This is a genomic window from Siphonobacter sp. BAB-5405, assembly GCF_002872335.1.
Classification (GTDB): domain Bacteria; phylum Bacteroidota; class Bacteroidia; order Cytophagales; family Spirosomataceae; genus Siphonobacter.
Map to the genome: position 1 here is coordinate 187,893 of NZ_NJAG01000045.1, position 20,826 is coordinate 208,718.

General features: G+C 50.8%; 16 protein-coding genes, 2 pseudogenes and 1 riboswitch. Of the genes and pseudogenes, 10 read left to right on the forward strand and 8 right to left on the reverse strand.

Annotated elements, in window-relative coordinates:
- Positions 1–117: 117 nt before the first annotated feature.
- Both cobN and BWI97_RS23545 read right to left on the reverse strand, forming a co-directional pair.
- Positions 118–4,373: pseudogene (gene cobN / locus BWI97_RS23540) on the reverse strand (cobaltochelatase subunit CobN).
- Positions 4,366–5,700, reverse strand: coding sequence for a cobyrinate a,c-diamide synthase (locus BWI97_RS23545; RefSeq protein WP_102203057.1), 1,335 nt, complete (start codon positions 5,698–5,700; stop codon positions 4,366–4,368). Before BWI97_RS23545 ends, cobN begins: the two are co-directional and overlap by 8 nt.
- Positions 5,701–5,805: 105 nt before the next feature.
- A riboswitch (cobalamin riboswitch) is annotated at positions 5,806–6,074 on the reverse strand.
- A 249-nt stretch (positions 6,075–6,323) separates the two neighbouring features.
- On the opposite strand from BWI97_RS23545, the gene BWI97_RS23550 reads away from it, so the two are divergent.
- From BWI97_RS23550 to BWI97_RS29310, 3 genes are all read left to right on the forward strand, one after another.
- Positions 6,324–6,767: an Hsp20/alpha crystallin family protein gene (locus BWI97_RS23550; RefSeq protein WP_233207982.1), complete on the forward strand. Its 444-nt coding sequence runs from the start codon at positions 6,324–6,326 to the stop codon at positions 6,765–6,767.
- Between the two features lie 275 nt (positions 6,768–7,042).
- Positions 7,043–7,477, forward strand: coding sequence for a hypothetical protein (locus BWI97_RS29305; protein ID WP_369826649.1), 435 nt, complete (start codon positions 7,043–7,045; stop codon positions 7,475–7,477).
- A complete protein-coding gene (locus BWI97_RS29310; protein WP_369826650.1) occupies positions 7,387–7,896 on the forward strand; it encodes a sugar phosphate isomerase/epimerase family protein in 510 nt (169 codons plus the stop codon). Before BWI97_RS29305 ends, BWI97_RS29310 begins: the two co-directional genes overlap by 91 nt.
- A 70-nt stretch (positions 7,897–7,966) precedes the next feature.
- On the opposite strand, the gene BWI97_RS23560 is transcribed toward BWI97_RS29310, so the two are convergent.
- Together BWI97_RS23560 and BWI97_RS28110 are read right to left on the reverse strand one after the other, a co-directional pair.
- Positions 7,967–10,213, reverse strand: a complete 2,247-nt coding sequence (locus BWI97_RS23560; RefSeq protein ID WP_199182076.1) for an alpha-L-rhamnosidase C-terminal domain-containing protein — start codon at positions 10,211–10,213, stop codon at positions 7,967–7,969.
- Positions 10,164–10,373 (reverse strand): hypothetical protein, encoded by a 210-nt coding sequence (locus BWI97_RS28110; RefSeq protein ID WP_199182077.1) that lies wholly within the window; start codon positions 10,371–10,373, stop codon positions 10,164–10,166. The genes BWI97_RS23560 and BWI97_RS28110 overlap by 50 nt, the downstream gene beginning before the upstream one ends.
- Before the next feature lie 209 nt (positions 10,374–10,582).
- On the opposite strand from BWI97_RS28110, the gene BWI97_RS23565 reads away from it, so the two are divergent.
- The 3 genes from BWI97_RS23565 to BWI97_RS23575 all read left to right on the forward strand — a co-directional run bounded on the left by BWI97_RS23565 (position 10,583) and on the right by BWI97_RS23575 (position 12,664).
- Entirely contained in the window at positions 10,583–11,713 is a 1,131-nt protein-coding gene (locus BWI97_RS23565; protein ID WP_102203059.1) for a PQQ-binding-like beta-propeller repeat protein, read from the forward strand.
- A 342-nt stretch (positions 11,714–12,055) separates the two neighbouring features.
- The gene (locus BWI97_RS23570; RefSeq protein ID WP_094815840.1) at positions 12,056–12,349 is read left to right on the forward strand and encodes a hypothetical protein; all 294 of its coding nucleotides are present in this window, start codon (positions 12,056–12,058) and stop codon (positions 12,347–12,349) included.
- Positions 12,350–12,406: 57 nt separating this feature from the next.
- Positions 12,407–12,664, forward strand: coding sequence for a hypothetical protein (locus tag BWI97_RS23575; RefSeq protein WP_094815842.1), 258 nt, complete (start codon positions 12,407–12,409; stop codon positions 12,662–12,664).
- A gap of 131 nt (positions 12,665–12,795) precedes the next feature.
- On the opposite strand, the gene BWI97_RS29315 is transcribed toward BWI97_RS23575, so the two are convergent.
- Both BWI97_RS29315 and BWI97_RS23580 read right to left on the reverse strand, forming a co-directional pair.
- Positions 12,796–13,110 (reverse strand): DUF4143 domain-containing protein, encoded by a 315-nt coding sequence (locus tag BWI97_RS29315; protein WP_369826656.1) that lies wholly within the window; start codon positions 13,108–13,110, stop codon positions 12,796–12,798.
- A 23-nt stretch (positions 13,111–13,133) separates the two neighbouring features.
- Positions 13,134–13,982 (reverse strand): annotated as a pseudogene (locus BWI97_RS23580) (ATP-binding protein); the annotation flags it as partial.
- A 197-nt stretch (positions 13,983–14,179) separates the two neighbouring features.
- On the opposite strand from BWI97_RS23580, the gene BWI97_RS23585 reads away from it, so the two are divergent.
- Together BWI97_RS23585 and BWI97_RS23590 are read left to right on the forward strand one after the other, a co-directional pair.
- Positions 14,180–14,572 carry an NUDIX domain-containing protein gene (locus BWI97_RS23585; RefSeq protein WP_102203143.1) on the forward strand — a complete coding sequence of 131 codons (393 nt, stop codon included), beginning with the start codon at positions 14,180–14,182 and terminating at the stop codon, positions 14,570–14,572.
- Positions 14,573–14,647: 75 nt separating this feature from the next.
- Positions 14,648–15,256, forward strand: coding sequence for an HD family hydrolase (locus tag BWI97_RS23590; protein WP_102203060.1), 609 nt, complete (start codon positions 14,648–14,650; stop codon positions 15,254–15,256).
- Between the two features lie 56 nt (positions 15,257–15,312).
- Here BWI97_RS23590 and BWI97_RS23595 read toward each other — a convergent pair whose 3' ends face one another.
- Positions 15,313–16,182 (reverse strand): serine hydrolase, encoded by an 870-nt coding sequence (locus BWI97_RS23595; RefSeq protein ID WP_094815848.1) that lies wholly within the window; start codon positions 16,180–16,182, stop codon positions 15,313–15,315.
- 115 nt (positions 16,183–16,297) lie between these two features.
- Positions 16,298–17,245 (reverse strand): cation diffusion facilitator family transporter, encoded by a 948-nt coding sequence (locus BWI97_RS23600; protein WP_102203061.1) that lies wholly within the window; start codon positions 17,243–17,245, stop codon positions 16,298–16,300.
- A gap of 251 nt (positions 17,246–17,496) precedes the next feature.
- Here BWI97_RS23600 and tkt point away from each other — a divergent pair, with 251 nt between their 5' ends.
- Complete coding sequence (gene tkt, locus BWI97_RS23605) at positions 17,497–19,509, forward strand: transketolase (RefSeq protein ID WP_102203062.1); 2,013 nt, start codon at positions 17,497–17,499, stop codon at positions 19,507–19,509.
- Positions 19,510–19,706: 197 nt separating this feature from the next.
- The gene (gene tal / locus BWI97_RS23610) at positions 19,707–20,798 is read left to right on the forward strand and encodes a transaldolase (protein WP_094815854.1); all 1,092 of its coding nucleotides are present in this window, start codon (positions 19,707–19,709) and stop codon (positions 20,796–20,798) included.
- The last annotated feature ends 28 nt before the right edge of the window (positions 20,799–20,826 follow it).

Here is a 20,826-nt window from a genome sequence, read left to right on the forward strand (position 1 = left end):
TTAAGAAACCTGCACCAGTTGGAACCCCTTCGGACTCAGGTACTCCTAATCCCGAAGGGGTTCAATATGAATAGCCATGGGTACAATCCATGGAACGTTTTAACGTCACGGTTACCTTTATTCGTTTCGCCCTTCCAATACCCCCTCACTTAACGCATACAGTTGTTGCAAGGCCTGTACCGTTTCCGGCGAAGGTTCCTCCCACAAATTTCGTTGGGCGGCTTCGAGCAGACGTTCGGTAATAGCCTGCAAGGCCCACGGATTGCTTTCCCGCAGGAAATCCTGGAGTTGCGGGTCGAGGGCGTAGGTTTGGGCTACTTTTTCATACATCCAGTCTTCAAGAACCTGGGCCGTGGCGTCGTACCCGAAGAGGTAATCGACCGTGGCCGTCAGTTCCAGACCGCCCTTGTAGCCGTGGCGTTGCATACTTTCCAGCCATTTCGGATTCACCACCCGCGAACGGAATACCCGCAGAGCCTCTTCCTTCAAATCCCGCACCACGGGTCGGGCGGGGTTTTGCGAGTCGCCGAAGTAATGCTTGGGCTGTTGTCCGGTCAGACTACGAATGGTTGCGATCATGCCGCCGTGGAATTGCAGGTAATCATCACTATCGAAAATGTCGTGTTCGCGGTTATCCTGGTTGTGCAGGGCCACTTCTACGCCCGAAAGCCGCTGCTGAAATTCCTGTCGGGCATCTACCCCGCCGCCTGTTTGCCGTAGGCGTATCCACCCCAATTCAGATAAGCTTGAGCGAAATCCGCTTCATTCTGCCAGTTTTTTTCGTTAATCAGGGGCAAAATCCCTGCTCCGTAACTGCCTGGTGCCGCTCCAAAAATGCGGTACGCCGCCCGTTCCTCCGCCTCTTCCAGCGGCAAATCCTGTAGTTGACTTAAATCCTTTAAGTAATGCTTGCGGACAAAATTCTGATCCTCGGGTTCGTCCAAGGCGATGACCAGCTGTACGGCTTCATCCAGTAAATCAATCAAATGCGGGAAGGCATCGCGGAAGAACCCACTGATCCGGGTCGTGACGTCGATTCGGGGTCTTCCCAAGTCCGTCAGCGGAATGATTTCAACGCCCGTAATTCGCCGGCTTTCGGTTTGCCAAACGGGTTGCACGCCCAGCAGGGCCAGAATTTCGGCCACGTCATCGCCGTGCGTTCGCATGGCACTCGTTCCCCAGATGCTGATGCCTACACTTTCGGGGTAAGTTCCAGATTCCCGCTTATGTCGTTCGAGTACCTCGCGGGCCAGTTGCTGACCCACTTCCCAGGCCGCCTGTGAGGGTAGGGCACGGGGATCGACGGCGTAAAAATTGCGTCCGGTCGGGAGGATATGAGCCATACCCCGGGTAGGAGCCCCACTCGGACCGGCGGGTACATACCCACCCGAAAGACCGTGTAAAAGGTTGGAAATCTCCTCGTCCGTTCGGGTCAGGTTTGGTACCAGCTGTTTGCACACGTACTGTAATACGGGTCGCAACTGATCCAGCTGGGCCGGAGGAAGCTGGAAGGTTTCAAAGAGTACTTCATCCAGTCGCGACGGCTGGAACCGATGTTGTAGCAATACCCGAAACAGGTGATTACTCATCTCATCGATCACTTCCAGAGCATCCGCCGCCGTAATGAGGGGACGGCCCGCCCATTCCTGAAAATGCGGGTCAACCTGCGGCAGTTTCTGTCCTTTGTGTTCCTGTAAACGTGAAAAATCAAGGTTGAACAGGCCCGCAATCGTCTCCGGTAAGCTGGCGAAATCCTGATTGGGCAGGCGAGTCATGGCCTGTAATAAATCAACCAGAGCGTCGCCTTCGGGTACTTGCCCCAGGGTGTGCAAGCCATTGCGAATCTGAGCCGCTCCCAGTTCGCAGAGGTAGCCGTCAATGTCTTCAATCAAGTGAGCAATGTCCTTGCCTGCCATCTCCGTCAGCGTTACGGGTACGCCTTCGGGCGTCAGTTCATCGTCCCAGTCATGTTTGTGATCGCCATGGTCGCGACTCAGCAGGGCCGACAAATCCGTATCCAGATTCGTCCGCTGAATCAACTCCCAGATCTGCCGCTGGAGTAGGGGGAGTTTAGCCGGATCTAGCATTTCCACCTGATAATATTCATCCACCAGTTGCGTGAGCTGAGCCAGTTCACCGTACTGATCGGCGGTAGTCATGGGCGGCGTCAGGTGGTCAACAACAACGGCGTGGCCCCGGCGTTTGGCCTGCGACCCTTCGCCGGGATCGTTGATAATGAAGGGATAAAACAGGGGTAAATCACCCAGAATCGCATCGGGAAAACAGTTTTCCGACAAGCCCATCCCCTTGCCCGGCAGCCATTCCAGCGTACCGTGCTTGCCCACGTGCACCAGAGCATCGGCTTTCCAGACATCCCGGAGCCAGCGGTAAACGGCGTAGTAATGGTGCGTCGGAGCCAGGTCCGGCTGGTGATAAATGGCATCGGGGTCCATGCCATACCCCCGGGGAGGCTGAAGCAGTACGATGGCATTTCCCAGCTCGATACCCGCGAATGAAATTTTTCCTTCGTGTACATAGGTTTCGCCCGGCGGCGGTCCCCATTGCTTGAGCATTTTCTGCTGGAGGGGTTCAGGTAACTCCTTCAACCACTGTGTGTATTGCGAATTAGATACGCGTCCTACTGCCTGTGCAAGTTGCTCGGGTGTCAAATACGTTTCATCGTACGAACAGCGGTCAATGAGCTGGTGAATCAGTTCCGTGCCCGTGGCCGGCAGATTCTCCAGCGAATACCCTTCATCCTGCATGGCCTGTAACATCGCCAAGAGGGAAGCCGGAGCGTCGAGTCCGACGGCATTCCCAATCTGGGAAGCTTTGGCGTTGGAATTGGTAAAAATGAAAGCGACCCGTTTCTGAGCGTTCGGCGTATGCCGAAGGCGGGCCAGTCGCTGAGCGATTCCGGTTACCCGCTCGATGCGGTCGGGGACAGGCTCATACGCTGTGGTATCGCCGTTTTTTTCCTTGAAAGAAATGGGAACGGTGATGATACGCCCGTCAAATTCGGGAATGGCGACGTTCATGGCCGTATCCAGGGGTGTCAGGCCGCGACTCGATAATTCCCAGGGCACACGACTCATTCCACTCGTGATGGCCTGTAAAATCGGTACATCGAGCTGACGTAAAGCCCCGGACGAACCCTGCTGATCGGCATCCGTCATGGCATAGGAAACCGTATTGATCAGCGTATCAATGGCCACGCCTGTCGTTCGATCAAAAAACTGAAAGGCCTGCGGGCAGCCCGTTTCGGGATGAATCGCTTTCAAAGAAGAAGTATACACTGCCAGGGCATTGATCTGACGATCTTCCAGCGAACGAATCAAGGCATCCACGAAAGCCGTGTTCCCACTGATCCAGTGCGAACGGTAAAAGGTAATTCCGACCGTCGGTTGCCGGGGATCGTAGTGCTTTTGCCAGTCGCTCAACTCCGCATTTTCGGGTAAGTCGGGATGGTAAAGGCCGTGTTCGGGCAGCGTCTGGGGCAGGTCGGCTCCGTACCCCGTCAGCAACAGGTGATCGGAAAGGTAGTACAGCAGCGACGTAAAATTCCCCGCTCCGCCCGCCTGCACGTAGGACAAGGCATCCTGCTGAATGGCTGGAGATACCGTAGAAACCGCCGCAAATTCGGGGTTTAGTTCGCCCGTACCGCTGATGACAATCAAATGCTGCTGATTCTGCTGGGCCCGCTTCACCAGTTCATGAAAACCCGGTACGCTACTGGGCCGTCCGTGAATTCGCAGAATAATCACCTGAGCCGCTCCAATCTCCCGTTCCAGCAACTGAGCCATGTGGGCTTCGGTCTTGATTGCCAGTAAGCTTAGGCCCAGTACTTTGGGAAAATCGTCCGGTAGACTGATCCGGCTGAGGGTCAGCAAATCCGTATCGGCGTGCGTCAGAAACACGATTCCATCGGTGGGCGAGGGCGTTTCCCCGCGTAGGGTGGCCGTTTCCGAGCCTTTCCAGGTGTAATACTGAAAGACAAATTCGGCCAGTTCGGCGGGCGGACTCAGGAAGCAGTCGGCGGCCAGCATGCGGTCAATGTAATCGAAAATGGCTTTGATGTGCCATTCGCTATTGACCGAATGAAACCAGACCGAATGCCCGTCGAAAAGCAACGTAGCCACGTTCGCCAGCGTGCAGGGGCCCAGGCAGCCGCCTTTGGTCAGGTGAACCTGATTCCGCATTTTTCGGCGGAGCCATTCGTTTTTGTAGACGTCAACCAGTACCGGGGCGTACCCGCGGTCGGTTCGCCCGCAGCAGCAGGCATTATAGCAGTAGGACAAATGTCCCCGCCGCTGGACCAGATTAATGGCTTTTCCGTCGGGTCGCATGACCCGTTGCCGTTTGATTTCAGCCATGTTGATGCGTGGAAAGGGAAGTAGAAAGCGTACGAAGCAGATCCGTTAGCCACGTTGGGCCATCGCCCCAGTATAAGTGTACGTACGAAGCCAGGGTATTTTGTACGCGGTAGATTTTAGTCCCGACTTCCAGACCCCGGGCATTGCGGACCGGAGCCAGGGAGAATAGTTCTTCCGCTTCCTGTAAGGTAGAATAATGAAACTCGTGACCTTTCAGTAAGGTATTTTGAAACTGAATTTGTCGATAACCCAGGGTTAGCTTCGCGTGTTGCAGACTCGTTGAAAAGGGAAACACCCCCGCCATTGGATAGCTGTGACCTTCCGCATCGGTTAACTGCCGGCCCAGGTACATCAACCCGCCACATTCCGCGTAGGCGTATCCGCCGTTCTGGCAATACGCTCGCACGCTTTCCCGAAAGGACGTATTGGCACTCAGGGCCTGAGCGTGCAATTCAGGATAGCCACCGGGCAGGTACAAGAGATCCGTTTCGGGCAGCTCGCTATCCCGTAGCGGACTTACGTACTGTACTTCCGCCAGGGCTTCCAGCACCGCTAGATTTTGGTGATACTGAAATGAAAACGCTTCATCCCGGGCGATAGTCACCTTACAGGCCGTACGATGGGACAAGGCTTGAGCTAGGGGACCCTCTTCATTGGTTTTAGTAAGGGCTAAGAGCCGATCCAGGTCAATGCTCTGCGGAATCTTTTGAGCGATGGCTTCGATGATTCGCTCGTAGTCGATCTCTGAAGACGTACGTAACCCGAGGTGCCGCGATGGAATGGTAAAATCGGGATGGGTAGGGAAATAGCCCACACAGGGCAACCCTACATCCTGACAGGCTTCTTCCAGAAAACGGAAATGCGAGGCCGTCTGTACACCATTGAAAAGGACGCCGGCGATTTGTATGCCCGCGTAAAAATGCCTGAAGCCGTACAGGAGTGGTGCTGCCGAGTACGCCATTGCCTTGGCCTGTACCACCAGGATGATGGGTATACCCAGGCATTCGGCCAGCGAGGCCGTACTCGCCTGCATGCGGTCGGCTCCGTCGAACAGGCCCATCACGCCTTCGGTAACGGCCACATCTACCCCGGAACAGTACGTTTGATACAGCGTTTTCAGGTGTTCGGGGGAGGCCATAAACAGATCCAGATTGATACTGGCTCGTCCGGCGGCCGTGCGATGGTGCTGACTATCAATGTAATCCGGCCCGCACTTGAAGGGCTGAACCGTTAATCCCCGGTGTCGCAAAGCCCGCAACAGACCCAGCGTAAGCGTCGTCTTGCCCGAACCACTGTGCGGAGCCGCAATGAGAAAATGACTGGCCATGAAAGAATAAGCTGGCCTTCCTGAAAAAGACAAAAAAGAAGAATCGGAGACGTGTACACCCCTCCAGCAAACCTACTTCTGATTTCCGCCTTAGTCCGTGAAAGCGTGTAACCGATACAAAAAGGCAGGTCTCCTGGCTCGTTTCCTTTCCAATGCCTTCCCATACGCGAGGTACAGTGGCATGATTGTTGGAAAGTGTGTAGAGTTTTGAGTTTAGTGTGGTGCAAGGGCAGGTACTCAAAACCCCAAATTCACAACTCAAAACCTTCTAAAACATACAGTTGCACGACAGCTCGTGATTTAAACCGCATCGGCGGTCCGCACGATTCCCTATTCATCCGCGGTTAAGCAGAACCTTTTCGGGGACGAAGATACGTTGCTTTGCTTGCCTTTCAGTAGGATAAACCCTGGGATTCGTCCGCAAGGGTTGAGATAGTAGTAAGATTAGCGACTCCGTTAACTGTCAAAAGGAAAGATTATCTAATGAAAATTTGACAGTTTTCGCTGACAAAAGGTAAGAGAAAGAATTTTGGCACGCCCGTTTAAAAGAGCGGAAGTGATGAAGAAACGTCTTCATCGCATTCGTTTGATCAACTTTTAAAAAGGAGGTAACTATGTCACTCATGAGAAAAAAGGATGAGCTGTTTCCCAGCTTCCCCAGCTTTTTTGATGATTTTCTAGGTCGCGATCTTTTTAACTGGAATCAGTCGCATTTTTCATCGACGGGTACGACCGTTCCGGCGGTGAATATTCGCGAAACGGCCGATGCGTTTGAAGTCGAAATGGCTTCCCCGGGGATGAGAAAAGAAGATTTTCACATCCAGCTTGACGGAAATACGCTGAAGATTTCCTCTCAAAAGCAATCGGTAACGGAAGACAAAAAAGAAGAACACTACTCCCGCCGGGAGTTTAGCTACCAGTCTTTCGAGCGGACCTTTGTACTGCCGAAAGATGTGGTCAATGAAGAAGGCATCCAGGCCCGCTACGAAAATGGACTGCTGCATCTGACGATTCCGAAACGGGAAGAGGTAAAACAGAAAGCTCCCCGGTTGATTAGTATTCAGTAATTACTGCGATACTTCACTTTTGAAAGGACTGCTTCTAAAGCAGTCCTTTTGTATATAGGGGCTATTGAGGGGTAGGGAGCTTTTTTATTGTGGTTTGACGAGCGTCTGTGACGCTTGTCAATACGTTCTACAAGGCAAAGCTTTGCGACAGTTCCTAGATACAAAAGGATTACTCCCGGAGCAGACAAACCAGCAACGAACTTTCCTACCCAAACGAAAACCACTCGATCCACAAGGAGTGTATCTTTGAATACAAAACGTATCTAAACCTTTGTATGAAAGCATTCCTTGTCCGCACGCTTTTGGTAGCTCTGCTGGGGCTGGAGGTCACCTTTGCCCAAAGTAACAAACCTTTATACACCTTTCCCATTGGCGTTCAGGCGTATACCTATCGCAATGAGTTTGCGAAAGACGTGGAGAAAACATTGGATCTGATTGCCTCGCTGGGCATTACGGAAATCGAGGGGAATACGCCGAAAGGCCTGACTCCGGAAGCGTACAAGCAGATGCTTCAGAAGCGGAAGCTTACCATACCCGCTACGGGAGCTTCGTACGAGGAGCTGGTCAGTGACCCTCAGAGCGTTATCAAACAGGCAAAAGCCTGGGCTCCCGGTACGTCATGGTTGCCTGGATCCCGCATCAGGGAGCATTTACCATCGATCATGCGAAAAAAGCCGTTGACGATTTTAACAAAGCGGGAAAAGCACTAAAAGCCGCGGGTCTGACCTTCTGTTACCACAATCACGGTTACGAGTTTAGTCCTTATGAACAAGGAACTTTGTTTGACTACATCGTCAAAAACACCAATCCGGCGGATGTTTCCTTTGAGCTGGATGTGCTTTGGGCTCAACACGGCGGGGCCGACCCCGTGGCTTTGCTCAAAAAATACGGCAAACGGTTTCAGTTGATTCACCTGAAAGACCTTAAGAAAGGAGTAAAAGGAGACTTTACGGGATCAACTCCGCTGGAAAACGACGTAGCCTTAGGAACGGGCCAGATCGACATTCCCGGCGTTATTAGAGAAGCCAAACGACTGGGCATTCGGCATTACTTCATTGAAGATGAAAGTCCCAGTATTGCTCAGCAGGTGCCCCAAAGCATTGCGTACCTGAAAGGATTAAAAGAATAAACTACCTTTAGACAAAAAGCCCCCGCTTACAAATCAGCTTTGTAAGCGGGGGCTTTTTTGTATACATACCTTACAAGGCCAGTACCTGAGATCCTTCCTGAAGGGGATAGACTTTGCCTTTCCAATGGAACGTTCCGCTCGTCGCCGGAGGTAAGGTGATGCGGGCGGTTAGCTTGCCTTGTGCGTTCAAGGTATACTGGGTTTTGATCGTCCCTGCGGGGTGCGGTATACTCCCTGAAGCTTCTTTCAGGGTACCCAGGGCCGGAGCAATCCGGATTTTCTTAAAACCAGCCGCCTCGGAATCAATGCCGAGTACGATGCGGTAAAACTCAATATTCGGACTCGAACCCCAGGCGTGGCAGTCCGACCGGGACGGTTCGGGCATTTCGGCCCAGGTCGTCAGGCCCAGTCCCATCTGATCCTGCCAGAGTTGCAGATGATTCAGCAGAAGATCGCCTAGTCCGGCTTTACTCAGGGCCTGATTCACGTAGTAGCGAAAGTAAATGGTGGTTTGCGTCAGACTACGATCCGAAAGTACCGTTTGCATCACCTGTTTCGCCTGATCTGCTTCGACTACGTCCGCGAGTACCGCCAAGGCATTGACGTGCTGGGAGTACGAACGCTGTGTTTTCGTATCGGCCAGTAGCCCTTTTTCCGGGTTCCAGTAATGCTGATAAATGGCTTTCTTCAGGTTCGTTTGTAGCGTTTGGTAATGCTGTGCCAAAGCGGGCAGGCCCAGGTTTTGTTCGAGTTCAGCGGCCATTTGCAGGGACATCAGATACAGCAAATCCTGAAAAGCCGAGTCGCCGTCTTTTTCACGGGGCGGTTCGCCGTAATCGAAGCTGTCTGCCCAGTCGGCAAAAAACCAGTTCGGAACGTAGCCTAAACTGTAATCGGGCTTGAGCCATTGTTCGTACCAGGATAAAATCTGCCGGTGGGCGGGAAGCAGCGTTTTCAGATAATTCGCATCGTCCCGGTAGCGGTAGTAATCATAACCCATGCCAATCCAGAGCAGCGAAAAGGAAGAAATAAACTGATGTAGATTGGAAGGATAGCGGCTCATGGTCAGTCCATCGGCTACCATCGATTGCCGTCCCTGCTCCAGGGCATTTTTCACCAGCCAGGGGTCGCGGGTGTTGTAGAGGGTAATCAAAGCCTGAATGCGGGTATCGCCGAAATACTGCAACTGTTCGTAGTACGGACAATCCATGTACGTTTCGTTGGCACATAGTCGGGCCGTACGCCAGCCGATGTCGAGCATTTGCTGCAAATCTTTACGCTCCGGTACCGAAAAAGTCGTCTCCTGTTTTAAAGGATACCGCGAAGACGTTCCAAATAAATCTTCTAGTACGAGCGGTTCGTCGGCCGTCGTAACGAGCAAATTGAGGTAACGATACGTTCGCCACCACAGTGAGGTAAAGTCACGATTTGAACCGCCGTCAGCCTGAATCCGATCTTCGTATCCAACAAAAAACTTTCCTTCCATCTGATCGCGATGGCCTTTGGCGTGCGTCAGGGAATCACTGTACAGGGCTTCGCTGTAACCAATTCGAATTTCCGCGTTTTTCCCGCGACTGAATTGAAGTGACAGATAGCCCGTCGTTAGCTGTTCATTGTCGAGTAGCAGCCGCACCTTCGAATGAGCGGGAATGGTCAGGGACCTGGTTCCTTTCAAAAAACCGGACGCAGGTTTCTCCATTCCTTCGGAAAGCCGGATGCGGGCCAGCCGTTCAGTAGCCATTTCCATGGGTGGAATCGGACTCGGTACCAGCAGGCGGTTTGGATAGTCGCGGTGGCCCTTGGTCGCCGCCGGCATACCCTGTCGGGCGGGTACCCAGGCCTGGTCGTTAAAGGAGGGTTGCTGCCAGCCCCAGGGGTAGGGCTGGGCATTCAGGTTATCGCCCGGACCGGCCACGTAATAGCCGTAAACGGGTTTTTGCCAGGGCGTATAGGCCGGATTACGCAGGCACCGCCAGCTGGTATCGGTGTTGACCAGTTGTTCAGCCTCCGTATCACCCTGTAGCAAAAACTCAGTCCGATTAAAACTCATTTGAGCTACGGGTTTGTACTCGGCAAAATTCCAAACTATGGCGGCGAGTACATTCTTCCCTTTTTTCAAATGAGGACCCAGATCGACGGTTTCAAAATTCCAGTTATACGGATCGCTGCGGGCTGGTCCCAGACTTACGAGCTTCCCATTCACAAAAAGCTTATAGCGATTATCCGCGGAAACGTGTACGTAGAAGTGTTCAGGACGGGCCGTCAGTTCAAAGCTTTTCTCGGAAATGATACACGCCGTAGGCGTTGTCGGAGGCATTGGGTACCGAAATCCAGCGGGCCGCCCAGGCTCGCTGGAATAATTCGGGATTGATGTGGGCCTGCTGGTAACCCGTTAAACGGATTTGAGCCGGTACGGGAAGAATCATAAGGCAGTAGAGCGTAAGCGGAAGAATAACGGTTCGAAGCAATCCACGCATGAGTAAAGAATTAAATACAACCAGGATAGAGGAGACGTTAAAGGTAGCAGTTTGAAGAGAATGCGTCGTTTATAAAGTATTAAATTTAGCGTTAGACCTGCGTAATCCAGGACATTTAAAACCGCCGGAATGCATACAGTGAAAAGTATATTTCTGTTAACCTCAGCTTATCGCGTATTTTTAAAACGTTATCACCCAAACATTAGCAAATGAAGCCCCTTTTTACCTTTCTGATTGCCCTCAGTTTATTGATTTCATGCAAAAGAAAAGACCCTAAACCTATTCAAAATGAATGGATTTACGTAACCCTTAGCGACCGGGAAGTCCACGCCTTTAACGCGGCTAATGGAAGGGAAGTATGGCAATCGGCTACTCAAAAGTCAGTGGCTACCAATCCGGTGGTAAACAATGGGCAGGTGTCTGTCTTTAACATGGACGGGAAGCTCATACAGTTTGATGCCAAAACAGGCATTAGAAAAAACGAAATTCAGCTCATCACTGATTATGTACTGAATGTACCGGGGGATGGTTTTCTTTTAGCCCACGAAACCTTATACATTGGTGGTAAGTACGAAAGTATACTGGCCTACAACATCCGTACCGGACAGAGTAAATGGCAATTGCGATACGGCTGGAATTCCGTAACCGAAGACCCCGTGCTGGTAGGCAACACCCTTTACTATGCAGCAATGTCCAAGCTATACGCCGTTAACTCCGAAACAGGAGCCATTCGCTGGCAGGTGGATCAGCTGGCACAACATACCCGTAAACCCTTTTACTACCAGGGAATGGTTTACCTGGCTACTTCGCATTATCCGGTAGGGAAGTTATTCGCTTTTGATGCGGCTACGGGGATTAAAAAGTGGGAAAGCTCTGAGGTAGATACCGGAACTACGCTGACGGCTCATGATGGACTGCTATTTATTGGAAGTGAAAAAACCGGCCGCTTTTGTGCACTGGATGCCAAGACGGGACAAATCCGCTGGAATCAGGCTACGCCTAAAATCAGCGTGAGTTCTAATGCTTACTATGCGAACAATCTGATTTACGTAGGAGGCTTCGAAAATACTCTGTATGCTTTTGATGCTCAGACTGGAACGCTCAAGTGGCATTCCACGGATCAGGGGTCTTCAGCGGGTAATTTTTCCATCGTGGTAGCCAACGGTGTTCTGTACACGCTCGGCCAGAAACTAAGGGCCATCAACCCGCAAAACGGCGTAGAACTCTGGTCCTCGGCAGAGACGCCTGGTCAGTTTTACGGGGTTTCTACGCTGATCGTTACAGACTCCAATCAGAAAAACCATTATTCCGCCCAATCGGGTATGCAAGAGGTACAGTAAGGGTATTCGTTCCAGAGAGAGGAGACTTCGTTGAGGAGTCTCCTTTTTTAGTTACAAACCTTACAGATGCGTTGAGTTATGTCAACTTTAGATCACATAAAGGCCTTATTATTAGGGTTTTTCAATTTATAGTACTACCTTGTTAAACAAATACCGTTAACTATCGTTGATAGGAATAGACACGCTCGGAATCCCTCGCTCCTTTGTGTTCGCTGAGTAGCTACTTCTCGATCCCCGATCATTCTTTAGCTTTCCAGTACTTCTCTTTCACAGGAAAAAATGATTTTTCTGTAAATCGTATCTGCCTTAACCCGCGGGTATTTACCATTTATCGCTGAACCTATGGAAACGATGATCGTTAAATTTACCGTAGAAAATACTCGTTTAACCGTATTGACGCCTTTGCGAGAAGGGGTTATGTTGACCACCGCAGTAAGCTCAGTTCCTAAAATTGGCGATACGCTTTCGGGCTCGGGCATCCGGCATAAACGCTCATACCTGTTCCAGGATTCGTCCTTTACGCAGGACCGCCACGTGCAATTACTGTTGCAGTGGTTAAAAACGCATTCCTTTGAAATCAAGGAGGTCGACACCAAGTTTGACCCTAAAATTCTCTGGATACAAGTGCTGGATTAAATACAGCACGCTTTCGTCGATAGACGAAACTTCATTTTTTATTCTTACCATCCACGCATGAAACCATCCGAAAATCAGATCCAGCGTACCATTACGTTACTCGATAAAAAACTACTCTCTCTACAGGGCCGCACTACTGAGGAATCCCCTCTGGAGGAAGGTATTCAGGAAGCATTGTCCATTCTGCTGGACGGACGAACCACGTATGCTTCCATTCCGAGTATGAAAAGCCGGCAGGGTCGGGCCATTGCTCTGCTTACCATCGATTACATGAATGGCGTTTGTGAACAAAGCACGTTGTTAAAAGCCACCTAATCCGATTTGGCAGAAATGGAGTTACGGCAGAAGATTATCTTCTTACGATAGGTCAGAAATTTATTGATGGAAGCAGTACCGTACTCCCTTTCTGCGTCATGAAAGGATTTATTTCCTGTAGACTACCCCCTTTATTCTTCCCTGAATTGCTGCAACTCCTGCATGAGGTCCGTGAGCGAAAGAGCGGTGACTTCACTGGAAAGCGGAAAGCGTTCCTTTCCCGCGTACACCACCAAGCGACGCGTAGCCCTGACGTCTTCACACCCCAGATAAAACCCTTTCGAGACCGTTGGGGTAAGCGAACGCTTGATTTCAATGGCGTAGATCTCCCGGGTATTTCGTTCCAGCACCAGATCAATTTCAGCCCCGGCGGAAGTACGGTAAAACCAGGGCGTCCAGCCACGGGTAGTACCGATAGAATATTTTCCACCACAAAACCTTCCCAACTGGCTCCCACTATGGGGTGGCTTAACACGTCGTCCAGGGTGGTTAATTGTAAGAGGGCGTGCGTAAGGCCGCTGTCACGTATATACACTTTAGGCGTTTTGACGAGCCGTTTCCCCACGTTGCCTGACCAGGGCCGAAGCGTACGAATCAGTAGTAAATCTTCGAGCAGTTCCAGGTAACGTTTAATAGTAGGAGCCGTTAGATCCAGACTGGCCCCCAGTTGAGCCAGATTTACCTGAGCTCCCTGTTGATGAGCCAGCATGGTCCAAAGTCGCCGTAGCGTAACGGCGGGAATACGCGGGCCCAGTTGCGGTACGTCCCGCTCCAGATAGGTACTAATGAAATTCATTCGCCACCGCAAACTGGCGGTATGTGTCCGGGCCAGATAGCTATCGGGAAAACCTCCCCGTAACCAAAGCTGGTCCTGAATGGCCGGACTTGCCTGTAAAATTTCGAGTGCATTCAGACCGGGTAGTTCCACGTAGGCAATTCGTCCGGCCAGCGATTCGGAGGACTGCTTAAGCAAATCCAGCGAAGCCGAGCCCAGAATCAAAAACTGTGACGTTTTGTAGCCTTGCCGCCGCCGCCGGTCGATGACGCCGCGAAGAATGGAGAACAGCTCGGGAACCCGCTGTATTTCATCCAGAATGATAAGTTTACCCTCGTGCAATTGAAAATAGGCTTCCGGCTGACTAAGTTTAGCCAGGTCGCTCGGACTTTCCAGATCCAGGTAGAGGGGGTCAGGACTAATCCTGGCGGCAATCTCTTCCGCCAGCGTCGTTTTGCCCACCTGCCGCGGGCCTAACACGCCTACCGCCGGATATTCTTCCAGCAAACGAATAATTTCAGCTTGTGCTTCTCGATTAATCATCCTTGTAAATCTAATACTTTATTTTCGATTTGCAAGGATGAAATCCGTGCTTGATTGCAGAGCTGAAGCGTTACGAAATGGAATACCTGGCATTTTCAACAACGCCTGCTTCTGTACGTCTCGGTAATACAAACGTAAGCCTAGGAACTTTTACAACGCTATTCATTTTTAGCTATCAGCTCATCATTTACTTCCCTATGATCGATAAATTGGCCTGGGTACACCTGGAAAATCACCGGATTCTGGTCGCCCGCAGTCGTAACAAAGACGTGTATTACATTCCCGGTGGCAAACGCGAAGCTGGCGAAACGGATGCCGAGGCTTTGATACGGGAAATTCAGGAAGAACTCAGCGTACAACTTCAGTTCGAAACAATAACCTGGATTGGAACCTTCGAAGCCCAGGCCCACGGGCAGGCTGCAGGCGTACGGGTACGACTGAGCTGCTACACCGCCGCGTACGAAGGAATGCTGCAACCAGACTCAGAAATTGAAGAAATGGTATACCTGTCTTACGCAGATCGGGCGAACGTTTCCGTGGCGGCCCAGTTACTGTTTGATTCTCTTTTCGAAAGTGGTCTGTTACGATAGGGTACGAACAGGCTTTGGCTCGTCTAAAAATCCGCGTACTTTTGCGGTTTTAACCATCCTTCAATCATCTAGACTATGTCATTTGACAAATTGCTTCAACAACTTTCCTTCATTCAGGAAATCGACAAACTCAAGTACATCAAGCGGAAAACCCGTCTGTTTAACAGCGATCGGCACGAAAACGACGCTGAACATAGCTGGCATCTGGCCCTCATGGCGATGGTACTGGCCGAGCACGCCAACGAACCCGTCGATGTGTCGAAAGTCGTTAAAATGCTTTTGATTCACGACATCGTCGAAATTGATTCAGGAGACGTGTTTCTGTTCGATACCCTGCTCAATCACGATGATGCAACGGCTGAACACAAAGCCGCCCTTCGCATTTTTGGTTTACTTCCCGAAGAACAAAGCAAAGAATTCCTGACAATCTGGGAAGAATTTGAGGCCCGCGAAACGCCCGAGTCCCGGTTTGCTCACGCCATCGACCGCTTTGAGCCCGTACTGCAAAACGTGTCCAATCAGGGCGGAAGCTGGAAGGAATTTAACGTGGATTACGAAAAAGTCATCAAGAAAGTCGGCGTGATTGACAAAGGTTCGAGTCACATCTGGGACTTCGCCAAAACGATGATCGACGATAGTCTGGAAAAGGGTTACATCCATAAACCGGAACTTCCGCAGGAATAATACGGGCTCGGTTGCTTACGCGTCGAAAGCCTTTCGACGTCGTAAGCAACCGGCATTTATTGAATCGACTGGTAGATCATTTCTGAAACCGTAGCCATCGTTTCAACAGCCGCTTCGCGATCCGGCTCCTGCCAGTTTTTGGAAAGCAAAACCAGGACGTATTTCCGGCCATCGGGCAAATACACAATGCCCGAATCGTGCATAATACTTACGATCGAGCCAGTTTTATGAGCGACTTTAACGCTTTTCGGTAGTTTGGCCGGAATGACGGAATTGAATTTCTGATCCAGCAGGATACTGATCATCGCTTGCGAAGCCTCCGGGCTAACGGCTTTTCCTTTCGCAATTTTCTCAAACAGCAGGGCTAAATCATACGCGGAAACCTTATTATTCAGTCCCTGAGCGAACGCTTTTTTGTCTTCGACCCCCCGGAGTACCTGCGTATGTTTCGCTCCCATTTTACAGAGTGTTTTGGTGACATTCCGGGCATCTACCAGATCAATGATGATGTTCGTCGCCAGATTACTGCTGTAAATAATCATTTCGTACATCAGATCGTAGATAGTCCGTTTCTGGCCCACTTTCTCGTAAAGTTTTGGCTCACTATCGTCCGTCGCTACCAGCGAATACGGACTTCCATCCACAATACTCTTGAATTCATTCTTTACCACAATCGAATCTAGAACCGAAAATTTTCCCTTGTACGCCTGCCGGTATACTTCCAGCATGACGGGGGTTTTCATGGTACTGGCCGCGTGAAAGGAGTCGTTTTCATTGATGTAGACGTGCTCGCCCGTGGCCAGATTCTTGTAAGCGACGGCGTAGGTGCCTTTTCTACCGGATAAATAATGCTGAATTTGTTCTTTGAGGGAAGTAGACTGGGCCTGAACCAGTCCGGGAAGCAACAGCAGGAATAACCATTTCATAGGAAGCAAGGAAGCGTGAGTCGGTAAGATACAGCCAAAATGCTAAAATCCGGCAGATTAGCTCTGACCTTAACGTTTACAATACTCTTAACATCATACGTAAGCTGATTTCTGATTAGGCGTGCCCGGTAGAGAGAGCAGCGGGGGATTGCTGCGATAAACTGTTACCGGATTGCGGCTCAATGAAAACGTGCGTCAGGGTTGGAATCGCTTCCTGTAACTGCTGATGAATCTGCTCAATGCTTTGCGTAAGCTGAATGGCGGTTAAATGAGATAAAAACCGCACCCGCTGTACCAATACAATCTGCTCGGGACCTACCTGAAACGTCAAGGTTTGAACAACGGTTTCGACGGATGGATGAGCCTTCGTAACCTCCGTAATCTGGGCCTCAATGGCGAATCCGGCACCTTCACCCATCAGCAAGCTCCGGCTTTCCCGGGCCAATACCAGCGAAACAGCTGTGAGGATCAGTCCGATCAGAATGGAAGCGGCTCCATCGAAGTACGGATTTTGCAGCGTATGACCTAAAAAAACGCCCAGGAACGCAATCATTAACCCCAGCACATCGGCTGCGTCTTCAAAAAGCACGACAAAAGAAGAGGGGTCTTTGCTTTCGCGTACCGCCGACCAGAAGGCCTGCTCGCCCCGCTGGGCATTGAAGGCCCTGGTTGCCGTGATTAAAGAGAAGCCATCCAGAGCAAAAGCAATGCCCAGTACAATGTAATTCCAAAACGGGTCTTCGATGACGTGCGGATCGAGAATGTGCGTAACACCTTCGTAAAAGGATACACCACCCCCTACGGCAAAAATCAGAATGGAAACCAGGTAGGAATAAAAGTAAATCTCTTTGCCGTACCCAAAGGGGCGTCGCTGGTCGGCGGGTTGCTGGCTTTTCCGTAGACCCACCAGTAACAAAACTTCATTGAGCGTATCGACCAGCGAGTGAATTCCTTCAGAAACCATCGCGGAACTGCCACTAATGCTGGCCGCAACAAATTTGGTCACGGCAATCAGCAAATTAGCTCCTAAAGCCGTATAGATGGCAAGTTTGGTAGAAGGCATAAAATCACGAAACGGTTGAAGCAAAAATAAGGTCTAGGCCACTAAAGCTAAGGGAACGTTTAAAGAAATCGGAGGGCAAGCAAAAAAGTACGTGCCAGAAAGTATTTGTTGGAAGTGTCTGAAAAACACCCGGAAAGGAATAATTTTTTTGCCTCACTCACCAGCTTCACGATAGTTTCTAATAACTACACCCTTGTATTCTGAAGTGTGAAACCCGAAAGGATCGTTTCCTTTCTTTTCAAACGTGACCAATGGCTTCTACAAATTCCGACCTTGAACAGTTAGGCATCAACACCGTACGGGTGTTGTCCATTGATGCCGTACAGAAAGCAAACTCCGGACACCCCGGTATGCCCATGGGGGCCGCTCCGATGGGGCACGTACTGTGGGCTCACCACATGCATTACAACCCGAAAAATCCCGAATGGCCCAACCGCGACCGCTTCCTGCTGTCGGCGGGTCACGGGAGTATGTTGCAGTATAGTTTTCTGTATTTGACGGGCTATAATCTGACGATTGAGGATATTAAACAATTCCGTCAGTTGCACAGCAAAACGGCGGGCCACCCCGAGTACGGTATGCTCGACGGCATCGACATTACGACGGGACCGCTGGGTCAGGGCTTTGCCAACGGGATTGGCTTTGCCATTGCCCAGCAGCATCTGGCCGCCCGCTATAACAAGCCCGGCTTTGATCTTTTCGATTATAAAATTTACGCCATTTGCAGTGATGGCGATATGATGGAGGGGGTTACCTCCGAGGCGGCTTCCCTGGCGGGTCATCTCAAGCTGGGAAACCTGATTTACCTCTACGACGATAATCACATTTCTATCGAAGGAAACACCAATCTGGCCTTTGATGAGGACGTAGCCAAACGCTTTGAGGCTTACGGCTGGCACGTACAAGTGGTGGAAGATGGCAACGACATCGAGGCCATTTCGGCGGCCGTGGAAAAGGCCAAGCAGGAAACGACTCGCCCTTCGCTGATTAAGGTACGAACGCAAATTGCCTACGGTAGTCCAAACAAGGTTAATACGGCAGGTTCACATGGCTCACCCCTGGGGGAAGAAGAAGTGAAACTGGTGAAAAAGAACTTTGGTTTTGATCCCGAACAGTCCTTTGTCGTACCCGAAGAAGTACTGAACTATTACCGGGAAATCGGTGAAAAAGGAACGCAACTAGAGCAGGAGTGGGGCGACTTGTTCGAAGCTTATAGCAAAGAATACCCCGAACTAGCCGCTCAGTACGAACAGGAACGTAGTCTGAAACTGCCCGAAGGCTGGGAGGAAAAATTGCCCGTATTCAAGGCCGAAGAGGGTAAAATGGCCACGCGGAAAGCCTCTGGTAAGGTTCTGAACGCTCTGGCTTCCGTACTGCCGAGTCTGATGGGTGGAGCGGCGGATTTGGCTCCCTCAACGGATACGCTGCTGAAGGATTACGGATCATTCACGGCGGAAGATCGGCTAGGCCGCAATTTCCACTTTGGTATTCGCGAGCACGCGATGGGAGCCGCCCTCAATGGCATGGCCCTGACCAAGGGTATTATTCCCTACGGAGCTACCTTCCTGATTTTCTCCGAATACATGCGGCCACCGATCCGGATGGCTGCTATTATGAAAATTCGGGTCGTACTGGTGTTCACGCACGACAGCATTGGTCTGGGTGAAGATGGGACTACGCACCAACCCGTCGAGCAATTGATGGCCTTACGGGCCATGCCCAATATCGTGGTGATCCGGCCAGCGGATGCCAACGAAACCGCTCAGGCCTGGAAAGCGGCTTTGCAGCATACCACTGGACCCGTACTGCTGGTATTGACCCGTCAGGATTTGCCCATTCTGGATCAGGAAAAATACGCCCCGGCGACGAATTTGCACAAGGGAGCCTATATCCTTTCCGACACTGAAGGCGAGCCAGACGTTATTCTCATTGCGACGGGTTCGGAAGTACCCCTCATTCTGGAAGCTCAGCAAAAGCTTGCCGAAGAATCCATTCAGGCCCGCGTGGTGAGCATGCCCTGCTGGGAGTTTTTTGAAGTACAGGATGAAGCGTACAAGGAAAGCGTACTGCCCAAACGAATCAAAAAACGCCTGGCCGTAGAGGCTGCTTCCGTTTTTGGCTGGCATAAATACGTGACCGACGAAGGGGATGTCATTGGTATGACCACCTTTGGCGAATCCGCTCCGGCCAAGGACTTATTTAAGGAATTTGGCTTTACGGTTGAGAACGTAGTCAGTCGGACGAAAGCATTACTCCAGAAATGAGAGCTTAATCCGAGCGGATCATTTCTAAATCCGCTCATTCCACAAAATAAATACTAAGTTTGGGGGCCGTATGGCCGGAATAGGGTCAACCCTTTACGGGTAGCCTGACTTGAAATTTCAAATTTCTCCGGTTCACAGGCACTATCCTAATCTTCAAAAAGTTCACTCTGTAGAAACAACCTCAAATTACTTCAGTTATGGCAACCAATCGCGTAAAGGCAATTCATGAGCATGGTCAGAGTATCTGGCTGGATTTCATCGAGCGTAAATTCATTCGGTCAGGCGAATTACAAAAACTGATCGATGAAGATGGCGTTCGGGGGATTACTTCCAATCCAGCTATTTTCGAAAAAGCGATCAGTGGCAGTACTGAATACGACGAGCAATTGAAAGACCTGGTCAGCCAGTCTGACGAGGACGTATTTTATAATCTGGCCATCACCGACATCCAGGATGCCGCCGATTTATTTAAAAAAGTATACGACGAAGAAGTAGAAGGAGCCGATGGCTATGTAAGTCTGGAAGTGTCTCCTGAACTGGCCCGTGATACGCAGGGAACGATTGATCAGGCCCTGGATTTGTGGGAGCGAGTAGATCGCAAAAACGTAATGATCAAAATTCCGGGTACGGCAGAAGGTCTGCCCGCGATTCGTAAAGCCATCAGCGAAGGCCTGAACATCAACGTAACCCTGCTGTTTAGCCTGGATCGCTACGAAGCCGTAACGGACGCATACATTTCAGGTTTGGAAGATCGTCTGGCCGCTGGTCAGCCCATCAACCGGATTTCTTCCGTAGCCAGTTTCTTCCTGAGCCGTATCGACGTGGCCGTGGATCCCTTGCTGGAAAAAGCCGGTAACACGGACCTGAAGGCTAAAGTGGCCGTTGCTTCAGCGAAGAAAGCGTACGAAATCTACAAGCGGGTATTCAGCAGCGAACGTTTCAAAAAGCTGGAAGCGGAAGGTGCCAAGCCCCAACGTTTGTTGTGGGCCAGTACGAGTAGTAAAGATCCCGCCATTGCGGATACGTACTACGTGGAAGCACTCATCGGTCCGGATACGGTAGATACCGTTCCGATGGAAACGTTGGTCGCGTTCCGTGATCACGGGAATGCCGCCAACCGTCTGGAAGAAGGGATGGACGAAGCCACTCAAACGCTGGAAACACTCAAGGAATTAGGCATTAATCTGGATGAAGTAACGACGAAACTTGAAGAAGAAGGCATCGAGAAATTCATCCAGCCCTACCAGAAACTGCTGAAAGCCATTCACGAAAAAACGGCAGGTCTTTAATCTTTTTAGCAGACGTTACGTCTAGCTA